This window comes from Rhizobium sp. CFBP 13726, from assembly GCF_014841925.1.
GTDB classification, from domain to species: domain Bacteria; phylum Pseudomonadota; class Alphaproteobacteria; order Rhizobiales; family Rhizobiaceae; genus Neorhizobium; species Neorhizobium soli.
Genome location: NZ_JACYUU010000002.1, coordinates 94,230 through 116,543 on the forward strand (window position 1 = coordinate 94,230; position 22,314 = coordinate 116,543).

The 22,314-nt window shown below is 62.6% G+C and carries 23 protein-coding genes; 16 read left to right on the forward strand and 7 right to left on the reverse strand.

Annotated features, from left to right (window positions below):
- Positions 1 to 69: 69 nt before the first annotated feature.
- The gene (locus IFT66_RS07500; RefSeq protein WP_062455728.1) at positions 70 to 1,920 is read right to left on the reverse strand and encodes an ABC transporter ATP-binding protein; all 1,851 of its coding nucleotides are present in this window, start codon (positions 1,918 to 1,920) and stop codon (positions 70 to 72) included.
- Between the two features lie 337 nt (positions 1,921 to 2,257).
- Here IFT66_RS07500 and IFT66_RS07505 point away from each other — a divergent pair, with 337 nt between their 5' ends.
- From IFT66_RS07505 to IFT66_RS07520, 4 genes are all read left to right on the forward strand, one after another.
- Positions 2,258 to 2,722: a tRNA (cytidine(34)-2'-O)-methyltransferase gene (locus IFT66_RS07505; RefSeq protein ID WP_192077213.1), complete on the forward strand. Its 465-nt coding sequence runs from the start codon at positions 2,258 to 2,260 to the stop codon at positions 2,720 to 2,722.
- 57 nt (positions 2,723 to 2,779) lie between these two features.
- A complete protein-coding gene (locus tag IFT66_RS07510; RefSeq protein ID WP_174196420.1) occupies positions 2,780 to 2,926 on the forward strand; it encodes a type II toxin-antitoxin system RelE/ParE family toxin in 147 nt (48 codons plus the stop codon).
- A gap of 2 nt (positions 2,927 to 2,928) precedes the next feature.
- Entirely contained in the window at positions 2,929 to 3,240 is a 312-nt protein-coding gene (locus IFT66_RS07515; RefSeq protein ID WP_192077214.1) for an addiction module antidote protein, read from the forward strand.
- 147 nt (positions 3,241 to 3,387) lie between these two features.
- Positions 3,388 to 5,040, forward strand: coding sequence for a Na/Pi cotransporter family protein (locus IFT66_RS07520; RefSeq protein WP_062582924.1), 1,653 nt, complete (start codon positions 3,388 to 3,390; stop codon positions 5,038 to 5,040).
- 9 nt (positions 5,041 to 5,049) lie between these two features.
- Here IFT66_RS07520 and IFT66_RS07525 read toward each other — a convergent pair whose 3' ends face one another.
- Positions 5,050 to 5,307 carry a hypothetical protein gene (locus IFT66_RS07525; RefSeq protein ID WP_062455715.1) on the reverse strand — a complete coding sequence of 86 codons (258 nt, stop codon included), beginning with the start codon at positions 5,305 to 5,307 and terminating at the stop codon, positions 5,050 to 5,052.
- A gap of 187 nt (positions 5,308 to 5,494) precedes the next feature.
- Here IFT66_RS07525 and hemF point away from each other — a divergent pair, with 187 nt between their 5' ends.
- Together hemF and IFT66_RS07535 are read left to right on the forward strand one after the other, a co-directional pair.
- The gene (hemF, locus tag IFT66_RS07530; protein WP_062455712.1) at positions 5,495 to 6,406 is read left to right on the forward strand and encodes an oxygen-dependent coproporphyrinogen oxidase; all 912 of its coding nucleotides are present in this window, start codon (positions 5,495 to 5,497) and stop codon (positions 6,404 to 6,406) included.
- Between the two features lie 140 nt (positions 6,407 to 6,546).
- Positions 6,547 to 6,804 (forward strand): hypothetical protein, encoded by a 258-nt coding sequence (locus IFT66_RS07535; protein WP_092660339.1) that lies wholly within the window; start codon positions 6,547 to 6,549, stop codon positions 6,802 to 6,804.
- A gap of 9 nt (positions 6,805 to 6,813) precedes the next feature.
- Here the strand turns inward: IFT66_RS07535 and IFT66_RS07540 are convergent, their stop codons facing one another.
- From IFT66_RS07540 to IFT66_RS07550, 3 genes are read right to left on the reverse strand one after another with little or no spacing between them, the layout of a single operon-like run.
- Positions 6,814 to 8,091, reverse strand: a complete 1,278-nt coding sequence (locus IFT66_RS07540; RefSeq protein ID WP_192077215.1) for a CCA tRNA nucleotidyltransferase — start codon at positions 8,089 to 8,091, stop codon at positions 6,814 to 6,816.
- Entirely contained in the window at positions 8,088 to 8,723 is a 636-nt protein-coding gene (locus tag IFT66_RS07545) for a CoA pyrophosphatase (RefSeq protein WP_192077216.1), read from the reverse strand. Before IFT66_RS07545 ends, IFT66_RS07540 begins: the two co-directional genes overlap by 4 nt.
- Entirely contained in the window at positions 8,720 to 9,355 is a 636-nt protein-coding gene (locus IFT66_RS07550; RefSeq protein WP_192077217.1) for a DUF1285 domain-containing protein, read from the reverse strand. Before IFT66_RS07550 ends, IFT66_RS07545 begins: the two co-directional genes overlap by 4 nt.
- Positions 9,356 to 9,560: 205 nt before the next feature.
- Here IFT66_RS07550 and IFT66_RS07555 point away from each other — a divergent pair, with 205 nt between their 5' ends.
- From IFT66_RS07555 to IFT66_RS07580, 6 genes are read left to right on the forward strand one after another with little or no spacing between them, the layout of a single operon-like run.
- Positions 9,561 to 10,574 (forward strand): AAA family ATPase, encoded by a 1,014-nt coding sequence (locus tag IFT66_RS07555; protein WP_192077218.1) that lies wholly within the window; start codon positions 9,561 to 9,563, stop codon positions 10,572 to 10,574.
- Positions 10,575 to 10,606: 32 nt separating this feature from the next.
- Complete coding sequence (locus IFT66_RS07560; protein WP_092660331.1) at positions 10,607 to 11,542, forward strand: DUF58 domain-containing protein; 936 nt, start codon at positions 10,607 to 10,609, stop codon at positions 11,540 to 11,542.
- The gene (locus IFT66_RS07565; RefSeq protein ID WP_192077219.1) at positions 11,539 to 14,466 is read left to right on the forward strand and encodes a DUF4159 domain-containing protein; all 2,928 of its coding nucleotides are present in this window, start codon (positions 11,539 to 11,541) and stop codon (positions 14,464 to 14,466) included. The genes IFT66_RS07560 and IFT66_RS07565 overlap by 4 nt, the downstream gene beginning before the upstream one ends.
- A gap of 3 nt (positions 14,467 to 14,469) precedes the next feature.
- Positions 14,470 to 16,536: a hypothetical protein gene (locus IFT66_RS07570; RefSeq protein ID WP_192077220.1), complete on the forward strand. Its 2,067-nt coding sequence runs from the start codon at positions 14,470 to 14,472 to the stop codon at positions 16,534 to 16,536.
- A complete protein-coding gene (locus tag IFT66_RS07575; RefSeq protein WP_192077221.1) occupies positions 16,536 to 16,955 on the forward strand; it encodes a GNAT family N-acetyltransferase in 420 nt (139 codons plus the stop codon). The genes IFT66_RS07570 and IFT66_RS07575 overlap by 1 nt, the downstream gene beginning before the upstream one ends.
- A gap of 29 nt (positions 16,956 to 16,984) precedes the next feature.
- Positions 16,985 to 17,404: a GNAT family N-acetyltransferase gene (locus IFT66_RS07580; RefSeq protein ID WP_192077222.1), complete on the forward strand. Its 420-nt coding sequence runs from the start codon at positions 16,985 to 16,987 to the stop codon at positions 17,402 to 17,404.
- 30 nt (positions 17,405 to 17,434) lie between these two features.
- On the opposite strand, the gene IFT66_RS07585 is transcribed toward IFT66_RS07580, so the two are convergent.
- Positions 17,435 to 17,938, reverse strand: a complete 504-nt coding sequence (locus tag IFT66_RS07585) for a GNAT family N-acetyltransferase (RefSeq protein WP_192077223.1) — start codon at positions 17,936 to 17,938, stop codon at positions 17,435 to 17,437.
- Positions 17,939 to 18,266: 328 nt separating this feature from the next.
- Between IFT66_RS07585 and IFT66_RS07590 the strand changes: the two genes are divergently transcribed.
- A complete protein-coding gene (locus tag IFT66_RS07590) occupies positions 18,267 to 19,238 on the forward strand; it encodes a glutathione S-transferase family protein (protein WP_192077224.1) in 972 nt (323 codons plus the stop codon).
- Between the two features lie 15 nt (positions 19,239 to 19,253).
- Here IFT66_RS07590 and IFT66_RS07595 read toward each other — a convergent pair whose 3' ends face one another.
- Positions 19,254 to 19,742, reverse strand: coding sequence for an NUDIX domain-containing protein (locus tag IFT66_RS07595; RefSeq protein ID WP_062455673.1), 489 nt, complete (start codon positions 19,740 to 19,742; stop codon positions 19,254 to 19,256).
- 78 nt (positions 19,743 to 19,820) lie between these two features.
- On the opposite strand from IFT66_RS07595, the gene IFT66_RS07600 reads away from it, so the two are divergent.
- The 3 genes from IFT66_RS07600 to IFT66_RS07610 all read left to right on the forward strand — a co-directional run bounded on the left by IFT66_RS07600 (position 19,821) and on the right by IFT66_RS07610 (position 22,215).
- The gene (locus IFT66_RS07600; RefSeq protein WP_192077921.1) at positions 19,821 to 20,780 is read left to right on the forward strand and encodes a metallophosphoesterase family protein; all 960 of its coding nucleotides are present in this window, start codon (positions 19,821 to 19,823) and stop codon (positions 20,778 to 20,780) included.
- Positions 20,781 to 20,878: 98 nt separating this feature from the next.
- Positions 20,879 to 21,379 carry an RNA polymerase sigma factor gene (locus IFT66_RS07605; protein ID WP_192077225.1) on the forward strand — a complete coding sequence of 167 codons (501 nt, stop codon included), beginning with the start codon at positions 20,879 to 20,881 and terminating at the stop codon, positions 21,377 to 21,379.
- Positions 21,376 to 22,215 (forward strand): anti-sigma factor family protein, encoded by an 840-nt coding sequence (locus tag IFT66_RS07610; RefSeq protein ID WP_192077226.1) that lies wholly within the window; start codon positions 21,376 to 21,378, stop codon positions 22,213 to 22,215. The genes IFT66_RS07605 and IFT66_RS07610 overlap by 4 nt, the downstream gene beginning before the upstream one ends.
- Positions 22,216 to 22,314 lie beyond the last annotated feature (99 nt).

Here is a 22,314-nt window from a genome sequence, read left to right on the forward strand (position 1 = left end):
CATCGGACGCGTGACGACCGTTGTCGGCCGCCGGTTTCCCGGTGACCGCAAGCCTCTTCCGTCAACGGTTTACTCGGCAGCCTGGCCCTCGTCCTCATGCCCGATGAAGCCGCCGGACTGACGGTTCCAGAGGTCCGCATAGATGCCGCCCTGATCCGCCAGTTCGCGATGCGTGCCGGTCTCGACGATGGCGCCCCGGTCGAGCACGATCACCCGGTCCATCTCCGTGAGCGTCGACAGCCGATGCGCGATGGCAATGACCGTCTTGCCCTGCATCAGGGCAAACAGGTTTTCCTGGATTGCCGCTTCGACTTCCGAATCCAGCGCAGAGGTCGCCTCGTCCAGCACCAGGATCGGCGCATCTTTCAGGAACACGCGGGCGATCGCGATCCGCTGACGCTGGCCACCCGAAAGCTTGACGCCCCGTTCGCCCACATGCGCGTCGAGCCCCTTGCGCCCCTGAAGATCGACAAGGCTTTCCACGAAGTCCCAGGCATTGGCCCGCTTGGTCGCCTCGATGATCTCGGCATCGGTCGCGTCCGGCCGGCCATAGGCGATATTGTCGCGGATCGAGCGATGCAGCAGCGATGTGTCCTGTGTCACCACGCCGACCAAGGACCGCAAACTGTCCTGCGTCACACCGGCAATGTCCTGCCCGTCGATGGTGATCCGCCCGCTTTCCAGATCGTAGAACCGCAGGAGCAGGTTCATCAGAGTCGTCTTGCCAGCCCCGGAGCGCCCGACCAGACCAACCTTCTCGCCGGCCTTGATATCCAGCGTCAGCCCGTCGATGACGCCCGCTGCCTTGCCGTAATGGAAGCGCACGTCGTCGTAGACGATATGGCCTTTCGCCGCCGAAAGCTTCGACGCATCCTCGACATCGGTGACGTCATGCGGCTTGGTCATCATCGACATGCCGTCATAGACCGTGCCGATATTCTCAAACAGCGCCGAGACTTCCCACATGATCCACTGCGACATGCCGTTGATGCGCATCGCAAGGCCGATCGCGATGGCGATTGCGCCGATCGAGATCGCGCTGTCCAGCCAGAACCAGATCGACAACGTCGCGACGGCAAACAGGGCTGCACAGTTGTAGAAATAAACCAGCACCTGGAACGCGGTCACCTTGCGCATCTGCCCATGCACGGTCTTCAGGAACACGTCCATCGCATCCTTGGCGTAGTCTTCCTCACGGCCGGAATGCGAAAACAGCTTCACCGTCGCGATGTTGGTGTAGCTGTCGACGACACGCCCGGTCATCATCGAGCGCGCATCCGCCTGCGCCGCCGAAATCTTCCGGAGCTTGGGAACGTAGTAGGCGACAGTGGCCGAATAGAAGGCGATCCAGACCACCAACGGCACCGCCAGACGGATATCCGCGACCGCAACCACCGCCACCATCGAGATGAAGTAGGTTGCCACATAGACGAAGACGTCGAGCACCTTCATCACCACTTCGCGGATCGCCAGCGACGTCTGCATGACCTTGGTCGAGACGCGACCCGCAAACTCGTTGGCAAAGAAGGTCATCGAGTGGTTGAGCAGGAACCGGTGCATCTGCCAGCGGGCGATCATCGGAAAATTGCCCATCAGGATCTGGTGCATGATGAGAGAATTGAGGCCGGCGACGAGCGGCAGCCCGACCAGCACCATCAGTGCCATGGCAACCAGCGTCATTCCCTCGTTCTGAAGGAAGGTCGAACGCTCCGCATGCGTCAGCCAGTCGACGATATTGCCCAGAAACTGGAACAGCATCACTTCGCCGAGCGCGATGAACATCGTGCAGACCGACATGATCAGCACCCAGGGCCAGACCGGCTTGGTATAGTGCCAGAGGAAGGCGATCAGGCCGGCAGGCGGCAGGCCTGGGGTCTCCTCGGGATAAGGGTGAACCCGCCGTTCGAACCAGGAAAACATCGATAGCTCCGTCAATCGGACCCGCTTCACGCAACGCAAACGCGCCGACGGCGAACCGGTCAGTTATGTTGTGAGCGCTGCCGCATATCGGCCGTGCAAAATACAAAGGTGAAAAGACTGCGTGAAACCGCGGACGCCTAAGCCTGTCGGACAAATACCGGGGGGCGGAGGCGCATAGGCACGGTCATATCCATGTAGGCCTCCATAGGCTGGCGTTAAAGATCGATGCCCTTTTACCCGTTCATTGCCATTTTGAAAAGTCCCAAATCTGCGGCAATCCGATCGAAACCGCCCTCAAACGCTTGAGCTCACAGGCCGGCTCGGCTTAAGGAAAACCATGACCAACCTGCGCATCGCCCTCTACCAGCCTGACATTCCCGGCAATACCGGCACGATCCTTCGCCTCGCCGCCTGCCTCGGCCTCGGCGTCGATATCATCGAACCGGCCGGCTTCGATATTTCGGATCGCAACCTGAAACGCTCAGGCATGGATTACCTGGCAAACGTCGAACTCACCCGCCACGTCAACTGGCAGCAGTTCGACGACTGGCGGAGATCCGAAAACCGGCGGCTGGTCCTCGCCTCCACAAAGGCCGCCCAGCCTTACGTCGCCTTCCAGTTTCAGCCCACCGACATCCTCCTGTTCGGCCGCGAGAGCGCGGGCGTCCCGGACGTCGTCCATGACATGGCAGATGCGCGCGTCCTGATCCCGATGCGCGAAGGACAACGCTCCATCAACGTCGCCATGTCGGCCGCAATGATATCAGGAGAAGCGCTGCGGCAGACGGGTTTCACCGCATAAACGGCACGCGCATTTGGCGTCTTTTACACGCCTGAGTTTACTCTATGATGCGGAGAAATGCGTGTCGATCATGGCCTTGGCTACCGGCTCTATTTCATAAAGCGCGGAGACACCGTTGTCGTCCTTCTGTGCGGTGGCGACAAAAGCAGTCAGCAGCGCGATATTGCCGAGGCAAAGCGACTGGCAAATGAGTGGAGAGATTAGCGATGCCCCTCGAGACCCGTCTATTCGATCCTTCGGAATATCTGGATACCGAAGAAGGAATCCACGAATTCATGGTCGCAGCCTTCGAGGAAGGCGATCCGGCCTTCATCGCCAAATGCCTCGGAACCGTCGCCAAGGCCCGCAACATGAGCAAGCTTGCCCGCAAAACCGGGATGAGCCGGGCGGCGCTCTACAAGGCTTTGAGCGGCGAAGGCAATCCGGAATTTACCACAATTCTGAAGGTGATGAAGGCTTTGGGTCTTGAACTCATGCCGGTCCCGGCGAAAGAGCAGGCCACCGAAGACGCTGCCTGATCTCCTTTTGCACCCACGCCAAAACGCGTAAAAAACTGTCGCGAACAGTGATTTGCACATCGGCGTAATCGGCCTATATTCGTTAGCCGGCAATTCATTATCGCACTTCATTCGATAGGAACCGTCCCCGGGCGAAGACAATCCGATATGCAATCCACCATCGTGATCATCAATCTTTTCGGCGCCGTGGCCCTGCTTCTGTTTGGCCTTGCGCAGGTCAAGGATGGCGTCACCCGCGCCTTCGGGACACGCCTCAAGACGGGTCTAGCCCGCGGCACCAGCAGCAGCCTGCGCTCCTTCGTCTCCGGCCTTGTCGCCACGATCGCCCTGCAAAGTTCGACCGCGACCGCACTGACGCTCGCTTCGTTTGCCGAACGCGGCATGGTGCGTCCACGCATGGCGCAGATCGTGCTCCTCGGCGCCAATGTCGGCACCGCCGTTACCGCTTGGCTGGTCGCGACCGGCATCGAGTGGCTGTCGCCCCTTCTCATCCTCATCGGTCTGGTCATGCTTCGCGGTGCATCGCCAGCCCGCAAAGGCGGCGGCACGGCCATGATAGGCGTCGGCCTGATGCTGCTGTCGCTGCATCTGCTTGGGCTCGCCACCGAACCGATGCGCCAGTCGCCGGCGCTCGCGGCCTTTATCGGCCTGCTCGATGACGCGTGGCCGGTGGCGCTGATCCTGTCGGCGGTTCTGGCTTTCGTTTCGTCGTCCAGCCTGGCGGTCGTGGTGCTGATCCTCTCGCTCGCCTCGACCGGAAATGTCTCCGCCGGCCTGGTAATCGTGCTCATCCTCGGCGCCAATCTCGGTGGCGCCATTCCACCCGTCGTCGCCACTCTTTCTGCGCCGGCTGCGGCAAGACGCATCACGCTCGGCAACCTTGTCACCCGCGGCATCGGTTGCGCGATCGCGTTGCCGCTCGCGGGCCCTGTCGCCGATGCCGTTCAAGCCCTGCCGCTGTCGCCGGAAAAGCTCCCGGTCGATGCACACCTCGCCTTCAACATCCTGCTGGCGCTGGTCGTATTCCCGTTCTCAGCCCAAGTCTCCCGCCTTGCAGCTCGCCTCGTCCCTGATGATCCGCAGCGAGACGACGGCCCCCGCTTCCTCGATCAGGACGCGCTCGACAACCCTGTGATGGCGCTCGCCAACGCGACGCGCGAAGTGCTCGGCGTCGGCGACACCATCGAGCGCATGCTGATCCGCACCGAAAATGCCTTCAAACGTAACGATATCGCACCACTTGCAGACATCGCCGGGCTCGAGTCACGGGTCGATCACCTTCATCAGGATGTGAAGCTCTACCTGTCGGAACTGGGCCGCACCGGTCTCGATGCGGAGAACGCGCGCCGCTCCATCGCCATCATCGATTACGCGATCAACCTCGAACATATCGGCGACATCATCGAAAAAGGCATCGCCGAACAGGTCCGCAAGAAGATCGCGCACGGCCTCAAGTTCTCGGACGACGGCTTCGATGAATTGCAGGTGCTGCTCAGCCTGACCGTCGACAACCTGAGAACCGCCCAGACGATCTTCCAGACCGGCGATCTGGCGCTGGCGCGGCAGTTGATGGAAATCAAGGTGGAAGTCCGCCGGCTCGAAAAGCGGTCCGCCGAAAAGCATCTGGAGCGGTTGCGCGACGGACGACTGGAAAGCCTGCAGACCAGCTCGCTGCATCTCGACATGCTGCGTGACCTCAAACGCATCAATGCGCACATCGTGTCGGTTGCGCATCCGATCCTCGATGACAGCGGCGCACTGATCGAAAGCCGCCTTCGCCTCGCCGAACCCGGCGCCTGAGGGACTTCCTTAGTCCGCCGTCGGAAGTCTCCGCATGGTGAACTCGATGCGGTCGCCCTCCAGCTGGCGCCAGCTTTCCACTTCGGTCCAGTAGGCAGCCTTCGGAAATTCGTCGAACCATTGCCGCGCTTTTTCGCGGGCATCCTCGCGGGTCATCAGAAATGTCTCGCGCACGAACATGCTGCCCGGTCCGCCGGCCTGTTCCTGCCGGTGGCGGTGAATTCTGCGCTTCAGCCCGTCGAGTGGCGGGGGTGTGAATTTCGCCATCAAACCCTCTTATCGGCACCTGGTGACATCAAGATAATATGGTCTCACACGCATTGCGAGTCTGTTTTCCTGTCTTAAAACGGGCGGCCTCACGCGCTTGGGAATGGCCGGCGCAAGTCTGAGATGCTAAGTGCCGCCGGCGAGGATGCGGAATCAGATCAAAGGCATAGCGGAAAAGGAAAAGACCATGGAACGGCCGGCATTGCCCAAGGAACTGCCCGAAAATCTCGAAGAGAAGAAGGCAGCCGCGCGAGCCTGGTTCGAGAGCCTCCGCGACACGATCTGTGCTTCCTTCGAGGCTTTGGAAGACGAGCTGACCGGCCCGCTCTCCGATCAGCCGCCCGGCCGCTTTACCCGGAAGAACTGGCTTCGCAACGAGGGCGAAGGCGGCGGCGGCACGATGTCGATGATGGAAGGCCGCGTCTTCGAGAAGGTCGGCGTCCATACGTCCACCGTCCACGGCGAGTTTTCCGAAGAATTCCGCAAGCAGATCCCCGGCGCCGACGAAGACCCCGCATTCTGGGCGTCGGGCATTTCGCTCATTGCCCATCCGGTCAATCCCAATGTGCCGGCAGTGCACATGAACACCCGCATGGTCGTCACCACCAGCCAGTGGTTCGGTGGCGGCGCCGACCTGACGCCGGTCCTCGACATCCGCCGCAGCCAGGAAGACCCCGATACCCAGCTTTTCCACCGGGTCATGGAAATCACATGTAATCGGCACGCGGTCGCCGATTACCCCCGCTACAAGGCATGGTGCGAAGACTATTTCTTCCTGAAGCACCGCAACGAGCCCCGCGGCGTCGGCGGCATCTTTTTCGACTGGCTCCACTCGGATGCGGAAAAAGGCGGCTGGGATGCCGATTTCGCCTTCACGCAGGATGTCGGCCGCGCCTTCAACCTCCTCTACCCGAAGATCGTACGCGGCAATTTCAACCGGCCCTGGACCGAAGAGAACCGCGACGAGCAACTGATCCGTCGCGGCCGCTACGTGGAGTTCAACCTTCTCTACGACCGCGGTACAATTTTCGGCCTGAAGACAGGCGGCAATGTGGAATCGATCTTGTCCTCGATGCCACCGGCAGTCCGCTGGCCCTGATCATTTTGGCACGCCGGGCAGTCTGCTCTCAAGAAATTGATGACTGTAAGGCCACTGGTAGTTGTCATCTGCGAAAAATTCGATGTTCGAATCGGTGTGTTCGGTGCTAGCGTGCGTTCTGGTTGCACGGGAGAACAGCCATGACCCCATCAAACAGCCTGACAAAACCAAGTCCATACCCCGTTTCGAAGTTGATGAAGACGCCCGAATTGGTCGAGCGTCTGGCCGTCGAAATGCGAGCCAGAAGCGGTGGCGAACTGCCCCACGCGTTCTGTGTCGAGCAAGTGAAGCGGCAGCTTGCCGGTAAGTCGGCGGAATCCGGCGCGGCCAATGCCGCTCACATGATGATCCCCGCGGAGCGGGCATCCGTATTCCACTCCTGGGCGATCTCCGAATAGGAGGATTGATCAGGAGCTCTGCTTCACGATCTCGTCCAGCCGGGCGGCCAGCGCTGCCCGGTCGGGGTTGAAGTTACGCTCCACCCAGAAGTCCTCGATCTGCTTCAGGATCTCACCGACCCTCTTGCCGGCAGGCACACCTGCCGAGAGAACGTCGGCGCCCGCGATCGGAAAGACCGGCTTGGCGTAGCCCTCGGCCCGCTTCAGAAGAACCGACAGCCTTGCCGACTTGCGCATCGCCATTGGATCGCCCTCGGCCGCTGCTCTGGCCGACGACAGCGCCAGCTTGACGCGCGCAACCATGCCGGCCGCGCCATTTCGGTAGAGCAGACGATCGAAGCCGACATCCGTCACCTCGTCGGGAATGGCGGGCGCGGACGCCCAGACGGCCAGCTTCGCCGCATCGGCATTCGAAAACCGCAGCCGCTTCGCCATCGCCGCCAGCCGCTCCGCATCGGGCGGCACGATCGAAGCAAGCCGCAGCAGCGGATCCGGCGTCCACCCGAGCGCCGCTTCCGCAGCGACCAGCGGATGGATGCCGTCGATGCCCCATTTTTCGGTTTCCGGCAGGATTTCCGTCAGAACACCCGCCTGCCGCATCCACAAAAGTGCGCGAGACGGATCGGGGGCAGCCAGCAGTTTCTTCGTCTCGCCCCAGACCCGCTCGCCAGAAAGCGTCGAAAGCCTGTCCTTGGCGCGTGCCGATGCCCGCAATCCATCGGCATCCGGCCGGCCGGATCCGTAATAGGCGAAAAACCGGAAGAACCTGAGAATGCGCAGATGATCCTCGGCAATCCGCTGCGAAGCGTCGCCGATGAAACGGATGACCCGCTTCTCGATGTCGGGCAGACCTCCGACCAGATCGACCACGGCGCCCGATGCATCCGCATAGAGTGCATTGATGGTGAGGTCGCGCCGTTCCGCGTCAGCCTGCCAGTCGGTGCCGAAGGACACCTTGGCATGCCTACCGTCCGTCTCGATGTCGCGGCGAAGCGTCGTCACCTCGAACGGCGTGCCGTCGATCACCAGCGTTACCGTCCCATGCTCGATGCCGGTCGGCACGGCCTTCATGCCGGCAGCTTCTGCCCGCTCCACCACATCCTGCGGCAGAAGCGTCGTCGCCACGTCGATATCGGCGACGGCGAGCCCCATCAGCGCGTTGCGCACCGCGCCACCCGCCACCCGCGCCTCGCCGCCATCGGCGTTCAGAAGCGCTAGAAGCCGCTGCAGAGCGGCATCGTTGAACCATGCCTCACCGGCAACCGAGGGGGTAGCAATGGAGGTCATGCGTAAAGCCTTTCATACAGCGTGCGTAAAATTCCGGCGGTAATGCCCCATATTTCCCGGTCCTCATAGGGCATGACGTAGAAGTGCCGGGTTGCGCCATTCCAGTCGCGGGTGCCGCGCTGGTGGTTCGCCTCGTCCATCAGAAAGGACAGCGGCACTTCGAAAGCCGCATCCACCTCGTCCGGATTGAGCGTCAGTTCAAAACCGCGGCTCACAACGGCCAACACCGGCGTGATCCGAAATCCGGTCGCCGCGTAATAATCGGGAAGCCTGGCCAGCGGCTCGACGAAACGTCGGTCGAGACCGATCTCTTCCTCGGCCTCGCGCAGCGCCGCCACCTCAGGCGATCCGTCTTCGGGATCGATCGCACCGCCCGGAAACGCGATCTGCCCGGAATGCTTGCGCAGCTTCACGGTCCGCTGCGTCAGGATCACCTTGGCGCCATCGGCATCGTCGATGACAGGCACCAGCACCGCGGCGTCCTTCAGCTTGGATTGAATGGTCGCGTTCACCCAGGCCGGGTTAAGCACATGATCGCCATGATCGCGCCAGGCATCCTCGATCGGCCCGCCCTTCTGGGACAGCGAACGGCGGCGAAACTCGTCGGCGGAATAAAAACCGAGACCACTCATCGCGACAACAATTCCAGCTCCGCCGCCGGCATCACCGGGAACACCGTATCGCAGGAGCGGACTGCGAACATCGCGACGCCATCGATCTCGATCGTCTCACCGAGCGCGACCAGATCATACATCACCGCCCGCGACACCAGTGCCTCGAGCCGTCCACGGATATGCAGGTAGGGCTTCAGCTCCTGCCCCTCGCCTGCGATCGCAAAGCGGATCGGATGATCGCTGCCTGCCTCCACCACATCCCCGACACCGGTGCGAAACGTCAGCACCTGCTGGCCGTCTCGTAGGCTCGTTTGCATCTCAACCGCCACGAACGGCGCATCGACGACACGGATCGCAACCTTTTCCACAGGCGTGACGAGATAGGTTCGGCCGTCCTCGTCCTTGCGCAACACGGTCGAAAACAGCCTGACCAGCGGCGCCCGGCCGATCGGCGTGCCCAGATAGAACCATGTCCCGTCGGCACGGATTTCCATGTCGAGATCGCCGCAGAACGGCGGGTTCCACCGCTCGACCGGCGGCAGGCCGGGAATTTCGCCTCTCGGGCCACCACTTGCCTGCTCGGACGCATGGGCAATCATCGCCGCGAGACCAGCGGCATCGGCCGCCTTATTAATTGGTTCTACTGCCATTTTTCAGTCCCGGTTCGACCTTAAGCATCAGCCAAGGTGAATGTTCTCACGAGATAGTCATTCATCGCGTGCTTGTCAGCCTTATTTGGCGGAATAAGTTTCAAGGTCTAAGGTGGCCGCTGCGATGCAGCGATTCACGGTCGGACGGATAGGTTCGGCGAAGCCTGCTGGATCTGGATACCAATCAAGGGTGATGGTGAACGACATGGGCATGATGAATTCTACGCAAACAGTCCTCGACGAGAAAGCCATCATCGCCTCGGCCGAAAAGGCACTTGCCGATATCGCCGCCATCCGCGAGGAAGTCGCCAAGGTCATCTTCGGCCAGGAACGTGTCGTCGAAAACACCATGCTCGCGGTTCTCTCGGGCGGTCATGCGCTGCTGGTCGGTGTTCCCGGCCTCGCCAAGACCAAACTCGTCTCGACGCTCGGCACCGTCCTCGGGCTTGATTCTAACCGCATCCAGTTCACGCCCGACCTGATGCCGTCGGATATTCTGGGCTCCGAAGTGATGGATACGGATGAGACCGGACGCCGCTCCTTCCGCTTCGTCAAGGGACCCGTCTTCGGACAGCTGCTGATGGCCGACGAAATCAACCGCGCTTCGCCGCGCACCCAGTCTGCGCTGCTGCAGGCCATGCAGGAATATCACATCACCGTGGCCGGCCAGCGCTATGACCTGCCGGCACCATTCCACGTCCTTGCCACGCAGAACCCGCTGGAACAGGAAGGCACCTATCCGCTTCCCGAAGCGCAGCTCGACCGGTTCCTGCTGCAGGTGGACGTTCTCTACCCGGAGCTTGCCGCCGAGCGTCAGATCCTGCTCGAAACGACAGGCAGCGCCGAAGCCAAGGCGCGCAGCGTAATCGACGCGACGCGGCTGAAGGACATCCAGGCGCTGATCCGCCAGATGCCTGTCTCCGACAAGGTGGTCGATGCGATCCTGTCGCTCGTCCGCTCTGCCCGACCGGGCCACGGCAACGCGTCCACCGACAAGCATGTCGCCTGGGGTCCAGGCCCGCGTGCCGGCCAGTCGCTGATGCTGACGGCCCGCGCCCGCGCGCTTTACGAAGGCCGCCTCGCTCCTTCGCTCGACGATATCCACGCGCTTGCCGAACCGGTCCTGCAGCACCGCATGGCGCTGACATTTGCCGCCCGCGCCGAAGGCATGTCGGTGCGCGATGTCATTGCCGGCCTGGTCAAACAGGCCCGCGGCTGAAGATCGCCGGTTCAGGCTAGAAAGGAACCTCCGTGGCATCCATCGGCCAGATCGTCGATCAAACCGCCAGCAGCGATGTGCTTCATCGCGCCCAGCAGCGCGCCATGCTGGTGCCCGATTGCATGGTCGAGGCAAAGCGCATCGCCAATACGGTGATTGCCGGCTGGCACGGCCGCCGCAAGCGCGGCATGGGTGAAAACTTCTGGCAGTTCCGGCCCTATGCGGAGGGCGAAAGCCTGTCGCGAATCGACTGGCGCCGCTCGGCCCGCGACGATCATACCTATGTCCGCGACCGCGAATGGGAGGCGGCCCACACGATCTGGCTCTGGGCAGACATGTCGCCGTCGATGATGTACAAGTCGACATTCGGATCGGTATCGAAGGAAAGCCGCGCGCTGGTCATCATGCTGGCGCTCGCCGAAATCCTTGCCCGCTCCGGCGAGCGGATCGGATGCCCCGGCATCATGGAACCCGTCTCTGCCCGCAACGCCGCAGAACGGCTGGCGACCGCCATCATGCACGCACCGCAGGCGACCGGCCTGCCGGATACGGGCATGATCCGCGGCCAAAGCGATATCGTCCTAATCGGCGATTTCCTCGATGACGCCGACAAGGTCATGGACCGCATCACGCCGCTCGGACGCCGCGGCCTGCGCGGCCATGTGATCGAGGTTGCCGATCCCGCCGAAGAGACCTTCCCCTATACCGGCCGCACCGAATTCACCGATCCCGAAACCGGCGAAAAGCTCGTCTCCGGCCGCGCCGAAAACATCCGCGAAGACTATCAGCGCGCTTATCTCGCCCGCCGCGATGCGCTCGGAGAAGGCCTTCGCCGTCTCGGCTGGAGTTTCGTGTTCCACCGCACCGACCGTCTCGCCTCCGAGGCTCTGGTCGCGGTCCACGGCTACCTCTCCGGCATGCCGGCACCTCGACGTGTTGAGACCGGACGCATGGAGGAGAGGTCATGAGCGCGCTCGCCTTCGCCTATCCCGCCATCCTGTTCGGCCTGATCGCCCTGCCCGCCATCTGGTGGCTTCTGCGGCTGACCCCGCCACGGCCGAAATCGGAGGTCTTTCCGCCTCTGCGCATTCTCGCAAGCGTCCTGAAGCGCGAGGAAACGCCGTCGCAAAGCCCCTGGTGGCTGACGCTTCTGCGCATGGCTCTGGCCGCAGCGATCATTCTGGCCATCGCCGATCCCGTCATCAACCCGCGCACGAGTTCGCTCAACACCGGCGGCCCGCTGGCGCTGATCATCGACAACGGCTGGGCGACATCGACCGACTGGGAACGCCGCGTCGAGACCGCCAATCTCCTGATCGACGATGCCGAAAGCGCTGACCTCCCGGTCGCGATCGCCTTCACCGCCGATCAGAACCAGGAAGCAACCCCCGGCAGTGCCGCCGCAGCGCGCGACAAGCTTGCCGCCGCAAGCCCGAGGCCGCTTGTGCCCGACCGCGCCCGTGCCGTCACCGCTCTGCGCGAAGCCCTCAACGGCACCCGCCCCGGCACGCTGGCGCTCGTCTCCGACGGCATCGCCGCCACGACCGACGCCGAAACGATGACCGCCCTTGCCGGCCTCTCGGCAGGCGACATGCGCGTCCTCGAGGGCGATGGACAATCGGCCGTCGCCATCACAGGTGCCACCAACAATTCCATGGCGATGAATGTCAGCGCCACCCGCCTTTCCACCGCTGGCACCCAGCAGTTCACCGTCAACGCGCTTGATCCGCAAGGTCGCTCGCTTGCCGCAGGCACGCTCCAATTTGCCGATGGCGCCAACATGGCGACGACGGAAATCTCCGCCCCGTTCGAACTGCGCAACGATTTCGCCCGCCTCTCCATCGAAGGCATCGCAACCGCCGGTGCAGCCCACCTTCTCGACGACGGTTTCCGCCGCCGCCGCGTGGCGCTCATCGCCGGCGAAAGCGGCAGCGACTTCCAGCCGCTGCTGCAACCGCTCTACTATATCAGCCGGGCTCTCCAGCCCTATGCCGACGTGATCCAGCCCAACACCGCCGATCTCTCGGTGTCGATCCCGCAGATCCTCGAGGACAATCCGTCGGCAATCATCATGGCCGATGTCGGCCGCCTGCCGCCGGAAATCTCCCAGCCGCTGCAACGCTGGATCGCGCGCGGCGGTACACTGGTCCGCTTCGCCGGCCCTCGCCTTGCCGCAGCACCGGCCGACGATCCGCTGGTGCCGGTCACCTTGCGCCAGGGCGAACGCGCGCTCGGCGGCGCCATGTCCTGGTCGGAGCCGCAGGCACTCGCCGATTTCCCGAATTTCGGCCCCTTCGCCGGCCTGCCGCGCGCAGCCGATATCACCGTGACCCGCCAGGTTCTCGCCGAACCGACGCCGGACCTTGCCGAGCGCACGTGGGCAAGCCTTGCTGATGGCACGCCGCTGGTCACCGAAAAGGAGGTCGAAGCCGGCCGTATCGTGCTGTTCCACACCAGCGCGGAAGCGACATGGTCCAACTTGCCGCTGTCTGGGAATTTCGTCGAAATGCTGCGCCGGCTGGTGCAGATGGCCCGCGTCGGCGGTGCTGCCGGTGGCAGCGCATCCGGAGCACCAGGCACAGAAGGAGCCGCTGCAGCCCTGCCGCCCTACCGTCTGCTGACCGCCGACGGCGTGATGACGACCGAGACCGGCGCTGCCCGCCCAATCACCATCCCGGCCAACGCAAGGCCTGTCGCAAGCTTCGATCACCCTCCGGGCCTCTACGGCACCGAAGACGGCTATTCCGCCGTCAATCTTCTGGCCCCGGCGACCGTGCTTGCCCCCTTCGATCCATCAGTCGGCGGAACGCAGGTTGCGCGTGATCAACTGGCTGGCGGCGAGGCCGTGTCGCTGCGTCCGACCCTGTTTGCTCTCGCCTTCGCGCTCCTCGTCCTCGATAGCCTGGTAATGCTCTTCATGAACGGTGCCTTTTCCCGCCGCCCCGGACGCTCCAAGCCGACGTCGACCCGAGCCTCCGGTACAGCCGCCTCCTTGATCCTCGGCTTCGCGCTGGCTTTGGCGCTGCTCAACCCGAACCCGTCGCTCGCCCAGCAGCCACCGGCCCAACCGCCTGCCGCGGCACAACAGCAATCGGCCCAGCCGCAGCCGTTTCGCGAAATGCAGCCCGGCGAAGGCGTAAAGCCTGGCGACGACCAGATCCTTGACCGCCTCGACACGACCCACCTTGCCTACGTCCAGACCGGCGAAAGCGATGTCGACAGCATCTCCGAGCGCGGGCTCGACGGTCTCACCCAATACATGAGCTACCGCACGACGCTGGAACCCGGCGCCCCTGTCGGACTCGACATCGCCAAGGACGACCTCTCCTTCTACCCGATCATCTACTGGCCGATTTCCGCGACAGCGCCGATGCCGTCGCAGGCCTCGATCTCGCGCATCGACGCCTATATGCGCAACGGCGGCACGGTCCTGTTCGACACCCGCGACCAGGTCTCAGCACTCGACGGCAGCTCCAGCCCCAACGGCCTGCGGCTGCAAGAAATTCTCGCCAGCATCGATATCCCGCCGCTTGAGCCGACACCGGAAAACCACGTCCTCACCCGCACGTTCTATCTGCTGAAGGATTTTCCCGGTCGCTATCGCGGCGGTCCGCTCTGGGTCGAAGCCCGTCAGGATGCGCGCAACTCCACCTCGCAGCTCTCCTCGGGCGGCGACGGCGTGACGCCGCTTCTGATCACGGGCAATGATTTTGCCGGCGCCTGGGCAGTCGATCAACAGGGTAACTCCATGCTCCCGACCGTACCGCCTGACGACATGCAGCGCGAATACGCCTACCGCGCCGGCGTCAACATCATGATGTACATGCTGACTGGCAACTACAAAGCCGATCAGGTCCACGTCCCCGCGCTCCTCGAACGGCTGGGGCAGTAACCGATGACCATCGAATTCGCCCCCTTCTTTTCCTGGCCGATCCTCGCAGCCCTCGGCGCTCTGGCCCTCGTCCTTGCCGTCACCGCCCTATTGCGCGGCGTCCGTGGTGCGGTCCTTCGCACGCTGGCGCTCGGCGCCCTCCTGATGGCGCTCGCCAACCCGACGCTCAACCAGGAAGATCGTGACCAGCTCTCCACCATCGTGCCGATCGTTGTTGACCGCTCCCAGAGCCAGGAGACGGCCGGCCGCGAGCAGCAGACGGATCAGGCGCTGGCGGAACTGCGCGACCGCTTCTCCCGCTATCCCCGCATCGAGACCCGCATCGTCGAGGCCGGAGACGATGTCGACAGCGATACACCCTCGACCAAGCTGTTCACCGCGCTCCGCTCCGCCATGTCGGACGTGCCGCCGGCCCGCGTCGGTGGCGCTGTGTTTCTCACCGACGGCCAGATCCATGATCTCCCCGGCATCAATCAGGATCTCGGCTTCAACGCACCCGTCCACGGGCTGATCACCGGCCAGCCAAACGAATTCGACCGCCGCATCGAAGTGCTGCGCGCGCCCCGCTTCGGCATTGTCGGCGAAGAGCAGGAACTGACACTGCGCGTGTTCGACGACGGTCGCCAGGGCGGCGGCCCCGCCGAAGTCATCGTGCGCATGAACGGCCAGCAGATCGCCACGCTGCAGGCAACGCCCGGCGTCACCACCCCGTTCTCGTTCAACGTCCAGCGCGGCGGCAACAATGTCATGGAGTTCTCGGTTGCCGAGCTCCCTGGCGAAGTGACCACCGCCAACAACCGCGCCGTCCATGTCATCGATGGCATCAGGCAGAACCTGCGCGTGCTGCTGGTGTCCGGCGAACCCCATGCCGGTGAGCGCGCTTGGCGTAACCTTCTAAAGTCCGACGCCTCCGTCGACCTCGTGCATTTCACCATCCTGCGTCCGCCGGAAAAGCAGGATGGCACGCCGATCAACGAGTTGTCGCTGATCGCCTTCCCCACCCGCGAGCTGTTCGTCGAGAAGATCAAGGATTTCGATCTGATCATCTTCGATCGCTACAAGCATCGCGGCGTGCTGCCGATCCTCTATTACGACTACATCTCCCAGTATGTGCAAAACGGCGGCGCGCTTTTGATCGCGGCAGGCCCGGAACATGCTGGCGAAGATTCGATTGCCGCGACGCCGCTCGAACAGGTCCTGCCGGCCGCACCCACAGGCGAAGTCCACAATGCCGGCTTCTTCCCGCATCTGTCGGAAGTCGGCACCAAGCACCCGGTAACCCGCGGTCTTGAAGGCTCCAACCAGACGCCGCCCGCCTGGGGACGCTGGTTCCGCACCATCGATGTCGATCCGCCGCAGGGTCAGACGGTAATGGAAGGTGATGGCGATCGCCCTCTCCTCGTCCTCAACCGTCAGGGCGAAGGCCGCGTTGCCATGCTCCTCTCGGATCAGGGCTGGCTCTGGGCCCGTGGCTTCGAAGGCGGCGGCCCGCATGTGGCGCTCTATCGCCGCATCGCTCACTGGCTGATGAAGGAACCCGAACTCGAGGAAGAGGCGCTGACCGCCCGCTCCGTCGGCCGCACGCTCGCCGCCACCCGCCAGACGATCGGCGACGACCCCGGCCCCGCAACGATCCGCTATCCGTCCGGCCGCACCGAGACCGTGCAGATGACGCCCGCCGGCCCCGGCGAATACCGCTATGAAAGCCGCATGGATGAAACCGGCCTGTTCGAGGTGAGAAACGGCGACTTCCAGACCCTTGTTCATGTCGGCGCGGTCGACTCGCCCGAGTTCAAGGCAATGATCTCCACCGAGGCAACCTTGCGGCCCTATGCCGACAAGACCCGCGGCCTCGTGACCCGCGTCGCCTCGGGCGACGGCATCACCATCCCCGACATCCTGCCGGTCCGCGGCGAAGTTCGTGTCAGTGATCCCAACCGCATGGTTATCCGCATGACCGACGAGACGGTGCTGCGCGGCATCAACACGCTGCCACTGTTTGCCGGCTTTGCCGGCCTGTCTGTGCTGTTGTTCGCCATGGCGGCAATGTGGTGGCGCGAGGGTCGCTGATGGACCACGAGCTTTATCTCACCGACGCGCCGAGCTCAGACGATCTTGCAATCGTCAGCAGCGGCCTCACAGCCTTCAACGAAGGCGAAGTCGGGCCCTCCGACCGGAAACTGCTCGCCGTGCTGATCCGCGACGAGAGCGGCACGGTCATCGGCGGCCTCTCGGGCTACACATCCTGGGGCTGGCTCTTCACGCAATTGCTGTTCATTCCGGAAACCCTGCGCGGCAAGGGCATGGCAGCAAAGCTTCTGACCGAGGCCGAAAATGAAGCCCGCACCCGCGGCTGCAAGGGCGCCTGGATCGATACGTTCAACCCACTCGCCCTCAAAGCCTACAAGAGCCACGGCTACCAAGTGTTTGGCGAGATTCCAAATTTCGTCGAAACCAGAACCCGCACCTTCCTTCAAAAAGCGCTTTAGTCTATCCATCTCGGCCGCAATCTGGGAGCATGGATATGGATCTGGAAATCGTCGAAGGCATCTCGCAGCAGGATGAAGACATCATCCTCGACAAGCTGAAAGCCTTCAACATCGAATGCTTCGGCGCGAGCGACCGCCGCGAACTGGCAATCCCGCTACGTGATACGGCCGGCGATATCGCAGGCGGCCTCGTCGGCTATACCGGCCGCGGCTGGCTTTACATCTCGATGCTGTTCATTCCGGAATTGATGCGCGCCAAGGGCCTCGCCGCCCGCCTCATGACCATGGCCGAAGCGGAGGCGGCCAAGCGCGGCTGTATCGGAGCCTATATCGATACGATGAACCCGGCAGCACTCGCGCTGTATCTGAAGCTCGGCTACCACCCGATCGGCAAGCTCGAAGGCCTCGCCGGCGGAAATGATGTAACGTGGCTGGAAAAACGATTCTAGATCAAGGGTTTTGCGCGAAGTCCTGACGGATCACAGCTCCCGCCAGCCGATCACGCCCTTCAGCCCGTCATGCACACCGTCCTTGAGCGGCACGACCAGCACCCGGCCCGGATCGACCGGTCCCGGAAAATCGAGCGCGTCATAGGCCACCTTCTCGAAGCCGAGCGGCATGTAATAGGGCGGATCGCCGATCAGGATCACGGCTTCCGACCCATGCCGGCGCGCGGCATCGATGGCGATCCGCACCAGTTCGCGGCCAATCCCGAGGTTCTTGTGCGACGGCCTGACCGCCAGCGGGCCCAGCATATGGCCCTTCACGCTTCCCGCCAGAACCGGCGTCATCCTCACCGAAGCGATCGTCTCGCCATCGTCAGCGCAGACAAACGAGATCGACCGGTCATGCGGCCCCTGCTCGCGAATGCGGGACGCAGCGCGCACATGCCGACCGGGGCCGAACGCCTCCTCGTTGATCACCTCGATGATGTCATCGTGAGACGCATCCTCGCTCAGATAGACGAGGTCGTGTTTCGCCATGGACCTGGCGGTGCTTTTGGAGGCAGAATTCTGGGATGCGGAGGATTGCGAGGCAACAAGATGCAGGGACATGGAGAACCGAAGCCGTAAGGAGAGAGCAGACAGGACGAGCGATATCGCGACGCGTTTTCAGGCGTCGTGGTCGATCTTCAGCGTCGTCGCAGTGTCCGCACTTCGGTCATTCTCTGATGTTCCCGAACAATCGTGACAAGCGAGCTATCAGAAAATATTCCACCCGTCCAATCCAAAAACGCAGCGTTTACAAAATCGCACCTCGTCATTGTCAGGCTTTGTCGTATCTAACAGAAAGACAACCAAGGAGATTGCAATGGGCATGCTGGTAGACGGTAAGTGGCACGACGTCTGGTACGACACCAAGGCCAGCAAGGGTCATTTCAAGCGTTCCGAATCACAGTTCCGCAACTGGGTGACAGCTGACGGGTCCGCCGGACCGTCAGGCACCTCCGGCTTCAAGGCCGAGGCCGGACGCTATCATCTCTATGTATCGCTCGCCTGCCCTTGGGCGCACCGGACGCTGATTTTCCGCAACCTCAAGAAGCTGCATGATCTGATCTCGGTCTCCGTCGTCGATTACCTGATGCTGGAAAACGGCTGGGAATTCCGCAAACGCGACGGCGCAACCGGCGACGCCCTGTTCGGCTCCGACTATCTCTACCAGGTCTATCTCAAAGCCGATCCCGCCTATTCCGGCCGCGTCACGGTTCCGGTCCTTTGGGACAAGCAGCAGAACACGATTGTCTCGAACGAAAGCGCCGAAATCATCCGCATGATGAACAGCGCCTTCGACGGCATCACCGGTTCCGATGTCGATTTCTACCCTGAAGATCTGCGCATTGAGATCGACGCGATCAACGCGGTCATCTACGACACCGTCAACAACGGCGTCTACAAGGCCGGCTTCGCCACCACGCAAGACGCCTATGAAGAGGCCGTCTCAAAGCTGTTCGAAACGCTCGACAGTCTCGAGACCCGTCTCTCGAAAAGCCGCTACCTGCTCGGAGACAAGCTGACCGAAGCCGACTGGCGGCTGTTCACCACACTCATCCGCTTCGATCCGGTCTATGTCGGCCACTTCAAATGCAACATCCGCCGCATCGCCGACTACCCGAACCTTTCAGCCTATCTGCGCGATCTCTACCAGCACGAGGGCGTGGCCGAGACCTGCAATCTCCTCCACATCAAGCACCACTACTACGAGAGCCACAAAACCATAAACCCGACCGGCATCGTCCCGACAGGACCAGAGCTCGATCTCGACGCACCGCATGGGCGGGGGTAGGAAAGCGGGTAACTCTCACCAGTACTCCCCCTTCTCGATCTTTCCCGAAAGCTCCTGCAATCGGCGCGCTGTTGCCTGGGTGACCTCAGGCGGTAGCGCGTCGAGCGCAAAGAAGCCGCTTTCCGCAATTTCGTAATCCGCGGTGCGCGGCGCCTTCTGGTTGACGTTGACCTTGTAGAACAGCACGTGGTCGCGCTTCGATGCGTTGCGGTTCAGGTAGACGTGGAAAAGCTCCGGCACTCCCAGGACTTCCAGATTGCCCTCTTCCCGCAGTTCCTTGTGCAGCGCCTGAAGCGCGGTTTCGCCGCGTTCCATGCCGCCGCCGGGCATATACCATCCGGGAACATAGGTGTGGCGCACCAGGAAAATCCGGCCTTCGTCATCGAAACAGGCGGCCCGGACACCCATCGTCATGCCGCGGGTGACGATGAACGCCTTGTGCATCAGCCAGACGAGAATGCGGGCGCGGCCGCCGGTAACTTCGGGAATGCCCTGCTCAACCATTCAGGCGTTCCACTTCATAACTTCGGGAGCGGCGATAAATTCGGTACCAATTGCTCTCTCATGCGTTATGTCTTCGCCATGTTCAAGTTCGCGCATATTTCCGATATCCACCTGGGGCCCCTTCCGCGGCTGACGATGCGCGAGCTTCTGTCAAAACGCATCACCGGTTTCGTCAACTGGCACCGCACCCGCCGTAAGCATCTTCTCGTCAACACGCTGGATCTGCTGTTGAGCGACATGAAGGACCGGGAGCCGGACCAGTTGCTCATCACAGGCGATCTGGTCAATTTGGCGACCAAGATCGAAACCCGGCTGGCCCGCGAATGGCTCGATACGATCGGCGAACCCGCCGATACGACCGTCGTGCCGGGCAATCACGACGCCTATGTGCCGGGCGCTCACGACAAGTCGGTTGCCGCCTGGTATCCCTTCGTGAAAAGCGACGACGATCCGGGCGAATGGCCGAAGGATGACCACATCTTCCCGACCTACCGGGAGCGTGGCCCGATCGCCATCATCGGCTGCTCAACCTCCAATGCGACGCCGCCGTTTTCCGCATCCGGCTATTTCAGCCCGCGCCAGGCGCGCGAAACCGTGAACCTGCTGAAGAAAGCCGGCGAACGTGGCCTGTTCCGCGTTGTGATGATTCACCACCCGCCGATCCACGGCGCGGCGTCATCGCACAAGCGTATGATCGGCATCCGTCGATTTGCTGCGGCCATCTCGACCGGCGGCGCCGAACTGGTGTTGCACGGCCATACGCATCTCAACACCGTCTACGAACTCAAGACCCATAACCGGCCCGTGCCGGTCGTCGGTATCGCGTCCGCCTCGCAGGGTCCGGGCGGCCACAAGCCACCTGCTTCCTACAACCTGTTTTCGCTGTCGGGCGAACCCGGCAACTGGAACCTGGTTTGCGAACGCTACGGGCTGACGCAGGCAGGTGACGGCATTGCGCTGGACAGCAGCCACGTCTTTTATGGCGATCAACCATTGCCTATGCCGGAGATCCAGCCCGAGACCGTCGAAATCTTGTAGATTAATTGCGTCGCCTGTTGCAAATGCATCACATTCGATTCATAGCTTAACGAGATGGCCGTAATCATAACGCATAGCCCCGTTAAGCTTGTTTCCGCATGAACAATCCGACCCAGACCATGGACATTCGCCGTGACCTCGTAGCCTTGCTGCCGAGGCTTCGTCGTTTCGCGTTGACGCTTGCAGGCACCGCCGAGGATGCCGACAGGCTGGTGCGCGAAGTCTGTTCGCGTGCGATCCAGAAAAGCCATCACTGGAAGGGCGAAGGCCGCATCGAAAGCTGGCTGTTCAGCCTGATGCGCACCGCCTGGTCCGACGAGATCAAGAAGCGCCGCAAGACCCAGCCGTCCTCCACCCCGAAGGCACAGGGCGTCGTATCGGCTACCGAAATTTCCACGATGGCCACATCGGATCAGATCCTGCTGTCCCTGCCCTCAGGCCTCGCCAGTGTCTTCCTTCTCGTCGATGTCGAATCGTTTGCCTATGGCGAAGCGGCGGCGATCCTCGGCATTCCGGAACAGGCCTTCGCCGAACGCCTGTGTTCTGCACGGCTCAGACTGTCGGAAATCGCGCCGGAAGCATCGGAGCGCCGCGCATGAACGCCAGTGCTTCCTCGCCCGCGCTCGAACGGCGCATTTCCGCCTTCCTGGATGGCGAAGCCAACGAACACGAACGGCAGGAGATCGAAGCGCTTCTGGTCAACGAGCCTCAGGCGCGGGCCCTGCATGACAGTCTGAAGCGCGGCACGGATTTCGGTCGGCGCGTCTTCGACGATGCCATGAAGGAACCATTGCCGCTCGAACTCGTCCGCACCATCAAGAACGCACCACTGCCGCGCCGCGCGATCAGGCTGCCTGATGACAAAAAGCGTCAGGCACTCTCGTTCAAGCCAAGCAGAACGCAGGCCCTTGTCGCATGTCTTCTCAGTCTCTGCCTCGGCGGCGGCATCGGCTATGCGCTAGGCACCCAGCCGGGATCGACCCGTCTCGGCGGCTCGGAAGTGCAGCTCGACTCGCGGGACTGGCTTGACGACGTCGTCGCCCATTACCGGCTCTATACCCGCTTGCCCGATCGTCTGGTGGAAATCGGTGCCGACAGGCCCGGCGATATTCTCGCATGGCTGACCACAGGCACCGGCATCGCCTTTCGCATTCCGGACCTGTCGCAAAGCGGGCTGACCTTCGCCGGCGCGCGGCTTTTCACCGCCGACAACCGCCCCTCCGGCCTCCTCCTCTACCGCCGCGGCGATGAAGGAGAGATCATCGCGATCACCTTCTCCAAGACCCGTCCGGACACCAACAAACCGGTCGAGGACATCCGCGCCGATACAGGCCTTGTGTCCTGGAGCACGCCGCTCGCGACCTACGTCGTCGTCGGCCCCTCCTCCGCCGCCGATCTCGACGAGATCGCTGCCAAGGCCGCGGGACTGATCTGAGCCTCCGGCCTGCATCGAAGCCTATCCGCCCGATCTGATCCCAACAAAAAACCGCATCGGCTGGCGATGCGGCTTGTGTCTTCTGATACCCTACGGGAC

Bases quoted from the DNA above. Each gene is read 5' to 3' on its own strand.
- IFT66_RS07570 (WP_192077220.1), top strand. From the start codon at position 14,470: ATGACCATCGAATTCGCCCCCTTCTTTTCCTGGCCGATCCTCGCAGCC.
- IFT66_RS07505 (WP_192077213.1), top strand. From the start codon at position 2,258: ATGACCAACCTGCGCATCGCCCTCTACCAGCCTGACATTCCCGGCAAT.
- IFT66_RS07575 (WP_192077221.1), top strand. From the start codon at position 16,536: ATGGACCACGAGCTTTATCTCACCGACGCGCCGAGCTCAGACGATCTT.
- IFT66_RS07510 (WP_174196420.1), top strand. From the start codon at position 2,780: ATGCGTGTCGATCATGGCCTTGGCTACCGGCTCTATTTCATAAAGCGC.
- IFT66_RS07515 (WP_192077214.1), top strand. From the start codon at position 2,929: ATGCCCCTCGAGACCCGTCTATTCGATCCTTCGGAATATCTGGATACC.
- IFT66_RS07605 (WP_192077225.1), top strand. From the start codon at position 20,879: ATGAACAATCCGACCCAGACCATGGACATTCGCCGTGACCTCGTAGCC.
- IFT66_RS07550 (WP_192077217.1), bottom strand. From the start codon at position 9,355: ATGGCAGTAGAACCAATTAATAAGGCGGCCGATGCCGCTGGTCTCGCG.
- IFT66_RS07500 (WP_062455728.1), bottom strand. From the start codon at position 1,920: ATGTTTTCCTGGTTCGAACGGCGGGTTCACCCTTATCCCGAGGAGACC.
- IFT66_RS07595 (WP_062455673.1), bottom strand. From the start codon at position 19,742: ATGGTTGAGCAGGGCATTCCCGAAGTTACCGGCGGCCGCGCCCGCATT.
- IFT66_RS07585 (WP_192077223.1), bottom strand. From the start codon at position 17,938: ATGGCGAAACACGACCTCGTCTATCTGAGCGAGGATGCGTCTCACGAT.
- IFT66_RS07545 (WP_192077216.1), bottom strand. From the start codon at position 8,723: ATGAGTGGTCTCGGTTTTTATTCCGCCGACGAGTTTCGCCGCCGTTCG.
- IFT66_RS07590 (WP_192077224.1), top strand. From the start codon at position 18,267: ATGGGCATGCTGGTAGACGGTAAGTGGCACGACGTCTGGTACGACACC.
- IFT66_RS07555 (WP_192077218.1), top strand. From the start codon at position 9,561: ATGGGCATGATGAATTCTACGCAAACAGTCCTCGACGAGAAAGCCATC.
- IFT66_RS07525 (WP_062455715.1), bottom strand. From the start codon at position 5,307: ATGGCGAAATTCACACCCCCGCCACTCGACGGGCTGAAGCGCAGAATT.
- IFT66_RS07565 (WP_192077219.1), top strand. From the start codon at position 11,539: ATGAGCGCGCTCGCCTTCGCCTATCCCGCCATCCTGTTCGGCCTGATC.
- hemF (WP_062455712.1), top strand. From the start codon at position 5,495: ATGGAACGGCCGGCATTGCCCAAGGAACTGCCCGAAAATCTCGAAGAG.
- IFT66_RS07535 (WP_092660339.1), top strand. From the start codon at position 6,547: ATGACCCCATCAAACAGCCTGACAAAACCAAGTCCATACCCCGTTTCG.
- IFT66_RS07600 (WP_192077921.1), top strand. From the start codon at position 19,821: ATGTTCAAGTTCGCGCATATTTCCGATATCCACCTGGGGCCCCTTCCG.
- IFT66_RS07540 (WP_192077215.1), bottom strand. From the start codon at position 8,091: ATGACCTCCATTGCTACCCCCTCGGTTGCCGGTGAGGCATGGTTCAAC.
- IFT66_RS07610 (WP_192077226.1), top strand. From the start codon at position 21,376: ATGAACGCCAGTGCTTCCTCGCCCGCGCTCGAACGGCGCATTTCCGCC.
- IFT66_RS07520 (WP_062582924.1), top strand. From the start codon at position 3,388: ATGCAATCCACCATCGTGATCATCAATCTTTTCGGCGCCGTGGCCCTG.
- IFT66_RS07580 (WP_192077222.1), top strand. From the start codon at position 16,985: ATGGATATGGATCTGGAAATCGTCGAAGGCATCTCGCAGCAGGATGAA.